Annotated in this window: 14 protein-coding genes; 4 read left to right on the top strand and 10 right to left on the bottom strand. The window is 62.5% G+C overall.

All coding sequences use genetic code 11. The features are described 5' to 3' along the window. Window positions 1-43: 43 nt before the first annotated feature. The 3 genes from DT069_RS18675 to DT069_RS18665 are packed head-to-tail and all read right to left on the bottom strand — an operon-like array spanning window position 44 to window position 1,486. On the bottom strand, window positions 44-472 hold the full coding sequence (locus tag DT069_RS18675) for a hypothetical protein (protein WP_119461849.1): 429 nt from the start codon (window positions 470-472) through the stop codon (window positions 44-46). A 42-nt stretch (window positions 473-514) separates the two neighbouring features. Next, a complete protein-coding gene (locus DT069_RS18670) occupies window positions 515-1,144 on the bottom strand; it encodes a phage adaptor protein (protein ID WP_119461848.1) in 630 nt (209 codons plus the stop codon). Between the two features lie 12 nt (window positions 1,145-1,156). After that, the gene (locus tag DT069_RS18665) at window positions 1,157-1,486 is read right to left on the bottom strand and encodes a hypothetical protein (protein ID WP_119461847.1); all 330 of its coding nucleotides are present in this window, start codon (window positions 1,484-1,486) and stop codon (window positions 1,157-1,159) included. Between the two features lie 787 nt (window positions 1,487-2,273). Here DT069_RS18665 and DT069_RS18660 point away from each other — a divergent pair. After that, window positions 2,274-2,921 (top strand): hypothetical protein, encoded by a 648-nt coding sequence (locus tag DT069_RS18660; protein WP_119461846.1) that lies wholly within the window; start codon window positions 2,274-2,276, stop codon window positions 2,919-2,921. 131 nt (window positions 2,922-3,052) lie between these two features. Next, window positions 3,053-3,475, top strand: coding sequence for a hypothetical protein (locus DT069_RS18655; RefSeq protein ID WP_119461845.1), 423 nt, complete (start codon window positions 3,053-3,055; stop codon window positions 3,473-3,475). Window positions 3,476-3,665: 190 nt separating this feature from the next. On the opposite strand, the gene DT069_RS18650 is transcribed toward DT069_RS18655, so the two are convergent. Both DT069_RS18650 and DT069_RS18645 read right to left on the bottom strand, forming a co-directional pair. Next, window positions 3,666-4,625, bottom strand: coding sequence for a DUF5309 domain-containing protein (locus DT069_RS18650; RefSeq protein ID WP_119461844.1), 960 nt, complete (start codon window positions 4,623-4,625; stop codon window positions 3,666-3,668). Between the two features lie 125 nt (window positions 4,626-4,750). Beyond that, complete coding sequence (locus DT069_RS18645; RefSeq protein ID WP_119461843.1) at window positions 4,751-5,800, bottom strand: hypothetical protein; 1,050 nt, start codon at window positions 5,798-5,800, stop codon at window positions 4,751-4,753. A gap of 147 nt (window positions 5,801-5,947) precedes the next feature. On the opposite strand from DT069_RS18645, the gene DT069_RS18640 reads away from it, so the two are divergent. Beyond that, a complete protein-coding gene (locus tag DT069_RS18640) occupies window positions 5,948-6,883 on the top strand; it encodes a tetratricopeptide repeat protein (protein WP_162913288.1) in 936 nt (311 codons plus the stop codon). A gap of 16 nt (window positions 6,884-6,899) precedes the next feature. Here DT069_RS18640 and DT069_RS18635 read toward each other — a convergent pair whose 3' ends face one another. Continuing rightward, window positions 6,900-7,898, bottom strand: coding sequence for a hypothetical protein (locus DT069_RS18635; RefSeq protein WP_162913287.1), 999 nt, complete (start codon window positions 7,896-7,898; stop codon window positions 6,900-6,902). A 287-nt stretch (window positions 7,899-8,185) separates the two neighbouring features. Next, window positions 8,186-8,485 (bottom strand): hypothetical protein, encoded by a 300-nt coding sequence (locus DT069_RS18630; protein WP_119461840.1) that lies wholly within the window; start codon window positions 8,483-8,485, stop codon window positions 8,186-8,188. A gap of 157 nt (window positions 8,486-8,642) precedes the next feature. Here DT069_RS18630 and DT069_RS24720 point away from each other — a divergent pair, with 157 nt between their 5' ends. Beyond that, complete coding sequence (locus tag DT069_RS24720; protein ID WP_162913286.1) at window positions 8,643-9,656, top strand: hypothetical protein; 1,014 nt, start codon at window positions 8,643-8,645, stop codon at window positions 9,654-9,656. Here DT069_RS24720 and DT069_RS18615 read toward each other — a convergent pair. From DT069_RS18615 to DT069_RS18605, 3 genes are all read right to left on the bottom strand, one after another. Beyond that, window positions 9,648-10,697, bottom strand: coding sequence for a M23 family metallopeptidase (locus DT069_RS18615; protein WP_162913285.1), 1,050 nt, complete (start codon window positions 10,695-10,697; stop codon window positions 9,648-9,650). The genes DT069_RS24720 and DT069_RS18615 overlap by 9 nt on opposite strands. Before the next feature lie 131 nt (window positions 10,698-10,828). After that, a complete protein-coding gene (locus DT069_RS18610; RefSeq protein ID WP_119461836.1) occupies window positions 10,829-11,101 on the bottom strand; it encodes a hypothetical protein in 273 nt (90 codons plus the stop codon). Further along, window positions 11,098-13,152: a portal protein gene (locus DT069_RS18605; RefSeq protein ID WP_119461835.1), complete on the bottom strand. Its 2,055-nt coding sequence runs from the start codon at window positions 13,150-13,152 to the stop codon at window positions 11,098-11,100. Before DT069_RS18605 ends, DT069_RS18610 begins: the two co-directional genes overlap by 4 nt. Window positions 13,153-13,250: the final 98 nt, after the last annotated feature.

The raw sequence follows: 13,250 nt of genomic DNA, 5'->3' as shown, positions 1-13,250 counted from the left end.
TTATCCGCCGATGAAGATGATTGCGGCCATATGGACATCCATATCAGCCGATCCGGATAATCGCGCTGGCCGGATCCGCCGCCGGGAACTGGATCGTGAAAGTGCCCGACGAGACGGTCTTGTCCGCACCGAAATCCAGCACCGCCACGGCCCGGTTGCCGTCGCTGGCGTTGTAGATCAGGGCAGCGCGCGCGGTGAAGCTGGCGCCGTCCCACGAGATATCCGCGAAGTCGGTATAGGCGGTACCGCCGGCGGCTGTCGGATCGACGCGACTCAGCGACTTGCCGCCGGCCGCATATCCCGCCCCGGAGATCTCGCCGCTGGTCGTATAGACGGTCGTCGCGGCGCCAAGGTTTGCCGCGCTGCTATAGAGGGCAACCTTGAAATCGTGCCCGTCCGCCGCGTTGAAACGGTGGATGCCCTGAAGCAGTTCGCGCTTGAAGCTGTCACACATCGCCTGGGTGATGGCCATCGTCTTGTCTCCTTGCAATCGGGAACGAGCGATCGCGCGCTTCTAGAGCGCCGGCCGATCCCCGCGGACCTGGAGCACGGAGCCGCCCCAGCGGGCCCGATCCTCCGCCGTCATTGCGGCGCGCACGGCATTCTCATAGGCTGCGCTCCAGACCGGCAGCCGCTCGTCGTTCATCAGAAACGGCGTCGCCTCGAGGAGACTGGCATAGAGATAGATGTCCGGTGCGCCGGTCAGCAGCCGGTTCGCCGGCCGGCTGGGCGAGAGGGCGTCGATCTTCTTGTAATAGGCCATCTCGGCGTCATAGGCGGCATCCGGCGCCGGCCCGACCTGGATCGCGTCGCCGATGATGGTGTAGACGACCGGGCGGCCGGCGCTCGATCCGGCCCAGCTCGCGTCGAGCTGCTGCGGCGTCACATAGGACAGCGCCGTCACCGGATTCGTGTTCAGCTGAAAGTTCCGCATCTCCAGAAAGCCCGGCGGCAGCGCGACATAGCCGCCCGTCAGGCTCGCGGTCGCCCGCGTCTCCATCGCGCGCAGCCGCAGGTCGCGGTTTATCCGCGTCTCGGCCAGCGCGATGAAGTCGGGAATGAACGGCGTCAGGGTCGGGTCGTCCGGCCGCGCGAGCCAGTTCGCGATCGCACTCTTCAGGTCCGCATAGGTGGCAAGCGCCATGATCGATTTCTCCTAGAGTCGGCCGGGCGCGGTGCGCAGATAGCGATATTCGCTGCTGTTCAGCTTCCGCCTCACCGCCGGCCAGTGATTGCGATCGAACAGGTCGATGCCGTCCTCGCTGCGCCATTTCAGAATGATGATGTCCGGAATGGCCGCGGCGCGACGCACCTCCCGCGTGCGGGACCAGCCCTGGTCGTCAGCAGTCTGCAGCGCCTTGTTACGCTCCAGAACCGGCGCCACGTCCTGCACGCTCTCGATGGTCGTCCGGCCGGTAAGGGGATCGTAGCTGTGATACTCGAGCAGACCTGTCAGAGGGTCGAAGCCCAGAACCCGTTTGCGCATCGAGACTGTCTCCGAAATGGCGGATCGGCCGGGCGGCGCAGCGAAGGCCGGCAAAGAAAAAGGGACCGCGGCCCATCGGCGCACGACCCCATCCAAGAATATCTAGATTATAGGTTTATATTCCTGATCCTGTCAAGCGGAAAGGACGCAGCGATCGATTCAGTGCTGCAATGCCTGTCGCCTCAGGACATATCGTCGAAACAGCCATGTCAGAAGATATCTGCCAGCGACGCAGACGCCAAAAAGAAGGGCGATGAACGATATTAGCGTAGAAGCAATATAGGGCCACCCTGTGCCATAAGGCCAAAAGAACGGAAAATTAAAAAGGAAGGAAAGCAGCACGACAATCAGGGGCCCGGTGAGAACCACCGCAACCAGGAATGCGGCAAAGAGTTGGGCTGGCGACCTGTTGCCAACTCGCCTTGATGCTTCCGAAGAGATGGATCGGGCAACTCGATCAGACCGCCCCAACCGCCTCGCCAGTCCAACCCATTATCGTGCGAGCCGCATTAGGCCCATGATCGCCAAGGGCGTCACCAGGTCGGTGAGGATGACGGAGCCCCACATGATGAACATCTCGGCGACGTTGTGTTGCACGTCATATACTTAGCAGGCGGTGCATCGAGGAAACCCATTGAAGCGCCTCGCTAGGCCTGTCGGGAAAATTTACACAGGCGTTTCCTGCGCATCCCTAGTGCGCTGAACCGATACAGAAAGCGAGATTGGCATAGGTCTTGCGTTCGATGGCCGTACTTGTTTTTTCGCACTACCCAGGGGAGGCTGGAGCATGAAGTGGCGTTTGGTTTTGATGGCAGGTGTTCTTGCGGCAATGGCTGTTTCGACGGCCAGTGCCGCTCCCATCACGCAATCGTTCTCGTTTTCGGCAACGGACTTTCGAAACTACCACACTCGCGAGCCTGTCACGGCCCCGGACCCAATCGTCCGTGGGAGCTTCGGGATTACCTATGATGACACTTGGCCACTCTACCAAAGGAACATCACGCCAAACTTCGTGAACGTGGAAATTGCTGGCGTTTCTTACGGCCTAGACGACGTGTCGTCTCAGGTCTCCGTAAACTACACCTATGTCGGCAATCTTCCTTATTATAACATTGTTCTTGGAGGACTAGACCTAGATGCAAACGGCATAGGCCGGGGAAGTGATGACTTTCTGCTGCGTATAATCATCAATACCGATGGTACAATCCGTCCTTCTACGTTCCGTTACACAACTTTAGCGACCCAGATCGTGTTTGAGGCGATGAACATCGAGTTGGGAGAGGCGACGGCAGTTCCAGAGCCATCCGCCGCTTCTCTCCTCGCTTTCGGCCTTCTGGGAATTGGCTCCTTCCTCGCCTTGCGTCGTCTGTCAGGACGCGAGGAACACACCATCAGTGCGGGCGTTCTCAAGCATTGCAGTCCCGATCAAGCCTGAGGCGAACCCAACCAAGGCGGCGATGGGGCAAGCTGGGCTTGAGATAGACGCGCCATTATGGCGCAAAGGCGACCAGCGCTTAGGGCGTGACTAAGGCATCCTGGATCGACAACCGATCTGGGGTGTCATCAATGTTGAAAGCCATTGCCGAGTTGCTGGAAAGGCGCGCCGCCCTGGCCGCGCGCCAGGAGGAAATCAAGCTCGAGATCGTCGAGATCGACGAGAACCTCATCGCGCTCGACCGTGTTCTGGTCCTGCTGGACCCGAGCTATCGGCCCAGCGCGCCAGCGAAGCGGCGGACGAAGACGATCGAGCGGTACTTCGGCCGCGGCGAGCTGTCGGACGCCACGCTGGCCATCCCGCGCGATGCCAAGGAACCTCTGACGGTGGCCGACTGCGCCGCGGCGATCGTCAGGGCGAAGGCGCTGCCCGACGACACGCTCGGCCGCGTCAAGGCGAACGTCGCGGCCACGTTGACGACCCTCGTGAAGCGGGATCGAGTGCGTCGGTTGCACAACGGCGACGGACACACCGTCCACTGGGAGATCGCATGATAGACGCCTACGTCGCCATCGGCTTTCAGCCCAGCGTCTCCGGCGGCTTGTTGCCCTGCCAGTAGCCCTTCAAATTGCCGCTCACCGGGTGCGCCAGAGCCTTGGCCAGGACCGCGCGGCACAGCCAGCTCGTCAACAAAATCAGGGGCGGCCCGTCCGAGCCGCCCCAAGTGCCCGTCTTCCTTGCCGCCTACGGCGTCGTCAAATCGGCGACCACGCCCGAGGCCGCTTCCTGCTTGGCGACCAGCGCGTATTCGGCGAGGAGCTGCCGCTTCTCGCTGTCGCCGGTCTTCGAAAGAGTGTGCTGCTGGAACGGCCGCAAATAGGCGACGCCCCAATACTCCATGTCGAGCACGAGCGCCGAGCGGTCGCGGCTGAAGCGGCTAGCCACGATCTTGTGCTCGCCGAAATCGGAGACATAGACGTCCGCCCCGGCGATGATCGTCGCCTGCTTCATGCCGCTGTTCTCGCGGTACTGCGTCGCGATGCCGGCGAAGCTGGAGCCGACGGCCTTGTTCTTCGGCCCGACGAGAATAGTCGACGGATCGCCGCCATTGCTCCAGCAGGACTGGATGACCTCCTTCAGCAGGTCTTCCGTGTAGGGTCGCTCGGTACCGTCGGTCGCAACGGACACCGTGCCGGCGGAAAAACCGCCGGACAGCCCGCCGGTTCCGCGGCTGACGTTCGAGGTCAGCCACGCCTCGACCGACCCCGTGGTACGGGCCACCGAGGAAGAGCCTCCGACGGACGCCTGGTTGCGGGTCAGAATGGCCTCCATGTCCCGCTTCAGCTCCTTCCCCTTCTTGGCGATTTGGTAGCTCAGCTCTGACTTGCGGCCGGCCTTGTCGGTCGCCTCCTGCGTGCCGCTGACCACCACGGTCTTGTCGGAGATCTGCGTGTAGTTGCCGACCCGCGCCGTCGGCATCACGTCGTCGAGGCTCGCATCGTCGCCCTCGATCACCGCGTTGCTCTCGTCGGGGCTGGCGAGGCTGTCGGTCTGCCATTCATGCAGCGTGTTCTTTGCCTTCAGCTTCTGCGCCATGGCAAGGAACGGCGTCTGCGTCGGGCTGAGGTTGTAGATCACCTCGCTCAGGTCCTCGCGATCGCCGATCGAATCGTAGCTGTCGAACGTGTGCGTCGGTTGTCCCATAACTCTCTCCTCGCGGTCTGATCGCAGCGCTTGAGGATCAAGCGGTGCGTGAATCAGCCCGCTAAATCGGAAATTGGCGGTTCGATTCAGCCAACGAATGTGAATCATTCGTTGGCATCGAACCGCTAAAGCATGTCTTCGATAAGCCGGGCGGCATCCTCCGTCCGGCCGGTGCTCTTGAGGCGTTTCAACATGGCAGCGCGCCGCTCTTTCGCCCGCTCGCCCCGCCCCGGCGCGGTTCCCGGCTTCTGCACTTTCGGGAGCGACGCCAGCCGCTGGGAGACCTTGTCCTTCGATGCCATCATCCGGTCATGGAGCATCGCCTTGCGGGCGAGGATGACATCGCGGTGGTCGGTCAGCCGGGCAAGGTCCTCCGGCTGATAGCCGGCGTCGATCAGATAGGCCGAGAGCGCCGCCTTCTCCCGCGGTCCCTTCACCGGATCGGCGAAGTCGGGGAGCTTTTCGGCAAGCGCCCGCCGCTGCTCGGCTATATAGCGCAGATCGGCCTGCTGCAGTTCGAAGGCACGCTGCTGCTCCTGCTGCCGAAGCGCGACTTGCGTCGCCTCGGCTTGGCCGAGCTGTGCCGACATGGTTTCGTGGATGGGCTGAAGCTGATTGAACCGGACCGGGTCCTCGGCCGCCAGCCGCGCCCAGTCGATGCCGGCGAACTGCGCCTGCATCTGCTGCCGCAGATAGGGGATGAAAACGTCGAGCTCTTGCACATAGCGCTGCCGCTCCGCCTGGGTTGCCGCGGCCTCCTGCTCGACGCGTTCGCGTGCCTGCCGGAGTTCCCGCCGCTCGTCGCCGAGACGCATGGTCTTGCGCGTGTAGTCGGCGCCGCGCTGGTAGCCCTTGAGAAGCTCGGCGAGCGTGACCTCCTGCTCCTGCCCATCGATCTTGACGGTATAGCGGGGCTGCTCGCCCTCATCCTCCTCGGACTCCGGTGCGGCGGACAAATCCGCGTCAGTGACAGGATCGGCATCGTCCGTCCCGTCGTCACGTCCGGTCGGCCGATCCGTTTCAGGGGCCGTGGGCTTGCGTCGCCCCTGATCGGCCCGCCCGGAGGCCTCTTCGGCCTCGATCAGGCGCTCGATCTTGCGGGCGGCAGTGGGAAGATCCAACGCCTGGGTGTGTTCGGATGCAGTTGCCGGTTCCAGCGTCGCTGCGTCGGTCATGGTGGTGTTCCTTGGTTGTGATTGAAGATGTGATGACAGGCAGTAGACAGCCGCTCAGCGTCGGTCATAACCCGCCCGATGGGGGCTGGCATCGTCTCCACGACCACGACTTGCGCGCGGTCGACAGACAACCCCAGGTTGTCCTCGATGCGTCGTTATGCTAATTTGGCTCCGGGTTTGTTAGCGGGTGGGGAGCCTATCGTCATGAAGTCTTGCGTTCTTGTCCTCGCACTCATCGGCCTGCTCGTAGGTATTGCGCCGGCGGCCCGGGCCGATCTTGCGGCAGGCATCGCCGCTCAGGAAAGCTGGGACTACGAAACCGCTTACCGTGAGTTGCTGCCGCTGGCGGAGGGCGGCAACGCTGAAGCGCAGTGGCGTATCGGCATGATGCTGCATTTCGGCCAGGGCATGCCAACAGACTCTGGCGAAGCGGCGCAGTGGTATCACCGCGCCATCGCACAAGGCCATCCCGATGCGGCCTATCATCTCGGGATGATATACCATATGGGAGATCCGAGCGAGCAGGACCCGGTTGAGGCAGTTCGCTGGTACCGCTTTGCCGCGGAGCGCGGAAAGGCCGAAGCTCAGTTTCTGCTCGGTGACATTTACCATTACGGCTGGAACGGTGTATCGATCAGCATCACAGAGGCGCAGCATTGGTATAAACGAGCCGCTGCCACCCTTCAGGCGGATATCGCGAACGGCGAGGTTTATGGTCAGTACTTTCTTGCGCGGCTATACCATGCGGGACAGGGGGTCGCGCGCGACATGCGCGAGGCTGCGCGCCTCTATCACGCGGCTGCGGAGATCAACGTCGCGGCCGCTCAGATGATGCTCGGCTACTGGTACTTGCGGCCGACCGAAAAATCCGCAGACCGTGAGTTGCCACTTCCCGATCGCGATATTCTCACGCCGGATATCATTGAGGCTTACAAATGGTACGCGCTTGCTGCCCGCCATCGACGTCCGCACCCTGATGCCGAGAAGATGCGCGATTGGATTGCCGAGAGAATGGTCACCGAGGATCTCATCGAAGCCAAGCGCCGCGTCGAAGCCTGGTCGCCACAACCATTGCCGCGTTGATGCGGAACGAGGTTATCTACTCGCGCGGCGTATAGAGTTCCTGGGCGCGGATCTTTCCTTCCACATCGTCCAAGACCCGCACAATGTCCGGGATTTCAGTTGCGAAATATTTGGCTACTGCGCCGAGGTAACCAGGGAGGATTTGCCTCCGCCCCCGTATGGGAGGTGGGCTGCTGGGAACATACACCTGCGCTTCGGGCTCCGGTCTGGTATAGGGCATCCATTCCGCGAGGCCGAGTTGCTCCGCCTCATCGGCCTGGATCACCAGAGGTTTGTCTCCTCTGACGAGGAGGCGTTCGTCATTCTCCGAATTTCGCGCGACATACTGATCGCCGTTCAGATATTCGAAGATCACGGGATGCCCCTCGCCCCCCGGGCTTGACCGAAAAACCCCCTTAGGAAGCCACTTCGTCCTTTGCGGCGAAGAGCTAGGCGCCGTCTCGGCGGGATTGTCAGAGATAGGGCGCTCCCGCCATTCCCTTCTATCGGCAGTACTCTCGCGATCGGACCTGACGGGCTGGCCGTCATCCGCGCCTTGGGCGACGCTCCTATCTTCCGATACGCTCGTGACTGGTCGACCCGCCGCAAGAAGCCGCACCGGATCGCTGCGATCATACCCGCCGACCGCGGTTTCGAAACCGCGCCGGATCCGCGCCGCCAAGCTCTCGTCGCTGTCCCCATTGCGCCGATAGACAACACCGTCCGGACCCACAAAGGCGGCATACGAGTCGATCTCGCCATGTGCCTCGAAACGCCGCTGGTCGTCCTCGGATAGCCGTTCGGCCGTCCGATAGGCGGCTGGATGAACGCGCTGCGCGAACGCCAGCCGCTCGGCCGTTGAACGCGGTCCCCGCTTCAGGAAGTCCAACCCGTCATCGTCCAGTTGCTCACGGTATAGTTTAACGACGCTCTGCGGCAGCAGATCGTCTTCGTCGGTCCGAAACGGATCGATGCTTGTCGGCAGGGGTAGCACTGGCAGAACTCGCTCAACCGCTCTGCCGGCAGCCTCGGGCATTCTCTCCTCCCATACATCGAGAAGCCCGCTCGTCATCGCCGGCTGCCGTACGCGCGTCATCGATCCGGATTGCGGCCGGTATTTCGTGGAAAGCGACATCGCTGCAAATCCTTTCTGGGAATGACGGTGCGATCTGGCACCAGGCCAGCCACCACCGTCTGTAAAGAGCGAAATACTGCAACCGTTCGACGAGCGAACACCTCGACCGTACGAACCGGTATCACCAGGTCGCCGATGCCCTCTTGGTCGAACCGGACACCCAGATCAGGCCGAGATCGGCGCTGTACTTAAGGACAGCGAGTGTAGGCGATCCTCTGCGCGAGGCGCGGTCTCGTTGCTACCCGCCATAGGGCGATCATCGTCCCCGGGAAGGCGGAAGCGAGGAACGCGGCGATCACGTCGATCGGATAGTCGGTCGGGGCCGGAGCCGAGAAAGTCAATCGCACCCACGTCGAATAATGGAAAGCGGCGGAGGCGATATATCCCTGCGTCACGGCGAAGACCGCCGGCAGCAGTAATGCCGTCACGGCGCACATTGCCAAGTAGAGCCGATAGGATGGCAGCAAGCGCGCCCAGACATCTTCCATCACCTCACCAACCCGGCTCTTAAACCCCACCCTGCGACTGTCGACGATTCAAATCTGGTCGGACCACTCGGCACGTATAGCGCCAAAGTCTTCGCTGGACCTGCCAAAACTCACGGCGACTGCGCCCTCAGCCCTCTCCCTCCACTCGGAGTGGAGCTTGAACGGCTATTCGGGCAAGCGGTGCCAACTCGCTGGAGCATTACGGGAGTGTTGTCGAATAATCCTCTTCGCATCCGATCACGTGCCATCGCCCCTTTACTTCCTTTACCAAGCATCGTTCGTCTGCGAATGGACCTTCCGCGCAGCTAACGTCCCCAGCGCGGCATTGCTGGAAAGAGATATAAACCGCCGCGAAGCCTGGTTTCGAAATGCGGCAATCGTCGGATGCGATCAGATCCGAGCAATAGATGTCACCCGGAGCGAACTCCTGGACATGGTCAACAAAATAGGTCACCAGCACTCCGCGCTTTCCTCGCCAACGGCGCACGTCCTGAATGCCGGCGCGTTGACACAGCCGCAGCTCAGCCCGGACGCCGCAAGCGGCAAACGTCTCGACCGCGCAAACCGGCGTCACCGGATCGCCGATGCAATCGCTAGTCGCATCGGCTACGGAGATCACGTCGAAGTCGCCCCTGTACCCTCGGCTATGGCGATAGGCACCTCTACCAGGTTCGCCAGCGGCCCACTCGAGCACCTGCCAGCGTCCACCAACTTTGCGGAGGAGGTAACCAACGGGACGCCACGGCTTTACTTCGCCGTTCTCACTTCCGCCACCAAATTCCTGAAGCGTATCCACCTGGACCAGACCCGCTTCGCGGATGATGCATTTTCCGCCCGGATTTCCGGACCAGCACAATCGATCGCCAGATCGCAGGGCGAGGACATCTATGATTACATAATGCGCTGTTCGGACCGATTGCATGGCAGACGGTTCGAAAGCACCGACACCGACGCTCTTGCAGAGATCCCTCTGGCCACGCGCAAAGCAGGCGATCAGCGTCTCGACCGCGCAAGTGGCGGTGATCGGATCCCCGATGCAACGGCTTGTCGCATCCGTCTCCGTTACGGTCCGGACTTCGCCGTGGCTGGGTCGCAAGACTGCAAAGACAGCCACGGCAGTCGCCACAACAAGAAGACGAGCGCGAATTTTCATTTCTGCAACTTATGGTAGAATTATCTCGCTGTCAACGAGTTCGGGCGCTTGCATCCCTTCTAACCATGGTGTCGGATCGATAACGCGTCCACTCGGATCACGCACCTCGATATGTATGTGGTTTGTGATGCCTTCGTACCGCGTGCCGAGATCCTGTGAAACACCGATCTGCGTACGGCCGGCCTCAACGCGATCGCCAACCTTCAAGCCGTCGGCGGGACTGACATAAAAGTGTCGAACGACATATCCGTCTTCTGTCGTCACTTCGACATAACGGTAGCTGAGATCGTCACCATACGGATAACCGATCTTCGTCACAGTTCCGCTCACTGCGCTGACGACGGTTGCGGCCGGCTCGGCGATGATATCGACACCCTGGTGCTGCCGCTTGCCACCATCCCGCCGCGCACCGAAGCGGCCTTCACCAAAGGTATCATTCCCGCGAACTCGACCATCTGGTACGGGGCTGATCAGAGATGGTGGTCCGGCTTCGTTTTGAGTCACCCCCCGTATCGGGTGTGTTTGACCATTCTCGGATTTATGAAGATCTTCAACTTCTGCCGTGTTCATAGATGTACTATCAGCGATGGAGGGCGCTCCTTGACGGAGAACAGACGTGAGTTCTAGCCGCTTGTAACTGCCTACGGCATTCTCAAGCCCGCGCCGGATCCGCGCCGCCAATCCTTCCCCGCTGTCCTCACCGCGCCGATAAACGATCCCATCCGGACCAACCAAGGTGGAATGCTCGTCGAGCATTCTGCGTTCGCGGAAGAGCCGCTGTTCGGGTTCTGAGGCCGGTTCGGCCGTCTGGTGCGCTGCCGGATGAACACGTTGCACGAAAGCCAGATGTTCGGCTGGCGAGCGCGGCCCCCGCTTCAGGAAATCCAACTCGTCCTCATCCAGTTGCTCACGGTACAGATTGATGACGCTCTGCGGCAGCAGGTCATCCTCGCTGATCTGGAACAGATCGACCTTCGGTGCCAACGGTGGCACTCGAAGCCGCTCGTCCCAGACTTCGAGGAGTCCACCCGTCATCGCTGGCCGGACGAACGCTGACATCGATCCGAACTGCGGCCGATACTTCGTGGGAGGCAACATTGATGCATATCCTCTTCAAAGAGTGGCGGCATGACCCGGCCGCAAGCCGGCCGTCATTTGAAATGCCGAGGCGGCCAACCGGAAGATTGAGATCAGTCCACTCGCGCCGTCGACTCCTCCAATGCCGCGAGTTGCCGATCGGCCAGCTTGCCCGTGTCCAGCGCGCTGGTCAGATGCCCCTTCAGGCGGCCGAGCAGCTTGACCATCAGCCAGAGCCGCTCACGCTCGCGTTCCTGCGGCTCGGCCGTTGCGGCCCAGGCCGCGCGCAGGTCGGCCTCCACGGTCTCGAACGCCTCGACCAGCAGCGGGTCCGCAAGCAGCCGCCGCGCCTGCTCACCGCGCGTCGATTCCTGTTCCAGTCTCATCGCGCTGCTCCCGTTCCATTGGCTGCGCGCATCGCCTGCGCTTCGCGCTTCAGCGCGATCTCCGCCGTCAGCTCCTCGCGCTTGAGCGCCAGCTCGGCCTCCAGCTTCGCCCGATCGAGGGCAAGCTCCGCCTGCAGCCGTTCCCGGTCGAGTTGCAGCTTTGCCTCGTCCAGCTTCATCTGCTGCTGCAGCGCCATCAGCCGTGGATCGGGTGGCGGCGCCTGGGGCGGAGCAACCGGCGGTGGTGCCGGCGGCGCAGCCGGCCGCTGCGCCGGATCCGCGAAGTAGGGGTCGGCCGACTTCAGCCCGGCGTTCTCCACCAGCTTCGAAAGCGTGTTGTAGATGTTCTCGAGCGTTACCAGCGGCCCGTCGGCGCCGCCCTGGAACTGGATCGCCTGCACCTGGATACCGAGCAGGGTCTGCAGATGCATCAGCATCTGGTCCTTGTTGCCGGTGCCGAGCCCCACATTGATCGTCAGGTCCATGCCCGTGTTCCACTGGCGCGGGTCCATTGGCACCCAGCGGTTGCGCAGCCGGATGATGCGCGGCGCGTGCTGATACCTGCCGATCAACGCGAGGATCTTGCGGAACAGGTCCTTCACGCCGGTTTCGGCGAAGACGCGCGCGATCAGCTCGATGCGCTGCTGCGCCGCAGTCATGATCTGCGCGATGCCGGTCGCCGTCTTGTTCAGGCTGTTGGCGTCGAGGCCCTGGTTGTACTTCGTGACTCCCGTCCGGCTCTCGCGGATGCCGTCGATATAGTCCAGCATCGGAAAGGCCTGCGCCGCAACGAGCGGTGTGTCGAGCGGCATCACATGCCCCTGCCCCGGCATGGCGCCGCTCTTGAGGCGCACGATGCCGCCCGGCCGGCTCGTCAGCATATCGTCGAGATTGACCTGCTCGCTGATGACGTGCCGCCCGTTGTTGCTGAGATAGAGATTGTCGAGGATCTGCCGCAGCACGGTCGATTTGATGAGCTGCAGATCCATCACCAGATCGGCGACCGACAGGCCGAAGAACCGATGCGGCATGATGATCGGCGTGACGGACACGAACGGCACGCCCTCGAACGGCTCGTTGTCGAGGATCTCATGCGCCCCGCCGCCGACCGTCACCTTGCGCCGTTCGGCGATGCCGTCGCCGTCCCAGTCGACTTTGACATAGCATTCGGTGATCCAGACCTCGCGCATCGCGCGGTTGACCCCGCCGGCGTCACCGAAATCCGACAGCCCCTCCGGGCCGAACCGCGCCCGCCGCTCGCCTGTCGGATCGTCATCTTCGTCCGCACTCGCCAGCCGATCCACCATATCCGGGTCATAGCCCGCCTCGATCAGCTCGGAGACGGTCTTCCGGATGCGGTGGCCGACGAAGGCCGCCTCGTCGATCGACCGCGCCCGCGGCGAGATCAGGAACTCCTCCGGCGGCACCGGCAGAATCCGGACGCAGCCATAGCCCGTCCGCCGCTTGACGACGAAGTCATGAAGCGTGACCGGCGCCTCCACGGCCTGCCCTTGCGGCCCGGCGACGACACCGAGCGCCTCATAGGCACTGTGCTCGATGACCTCGACCTCGGGATCGGCAAGGACGAGCTGCATCTCCTCGAAGCTCTTGCCCGCATAGCTCTCGCGCACCGCCTCCTCGCCCGAGTCCCACCAGACTTTGGCAATGCCGTTCTTCTGCAGCAGCGCATCCTTGAACAGCGTATAGAGGATCAGGAATCCCGGATTATCCCGCGTGAAGATCCAGTTGGCGTACTCGGTCGCCTGGCGGGCAGCCTCCTCGTCCTCCGGCCCGGTCGGCTCGAAGCGGACCACGTCATCGCCGGCGGTAAAGACCTTCAGCAGCGACGGCAAGATCCACTCGATCGTATCGGCCACGTCGGTCGAGACCACGCGGCTGCGGCCTTCGATCTCGTTGCCGAACGGCTCGCCGAGATAGTAGTCGAGCGCCTTGCGCCGCTGCTCGGCGAGCTCGCCGCCGAGATGCGCCACCGCCCCGTCGATCTCCGCGGAGAGGACGGCCTTCAATTCGCTGTCGGTCATGGTCGTCATCGCGTTGTCCTGTCCTTCCGTGGCTTGGAACGCAGCATCGGTGGGATTGGCGGCGGAGACGGTATGGGTGGCGGTCCGGACTCATCGGCCGCGCAGGC

Source organism: Virgifigura deserti, from assembly GCA_003576685.1.
GTDB classification, from domain to species: domain Bacteria; phylum Pseudomonadota; class Alphaproteobacteria; order Dongiales; family Dongiaceae; genus Virgifigura; species Virgifigura deserti.
This window is presented reverse-complemented; position numbering and strand designations above follow the sequence as displayed.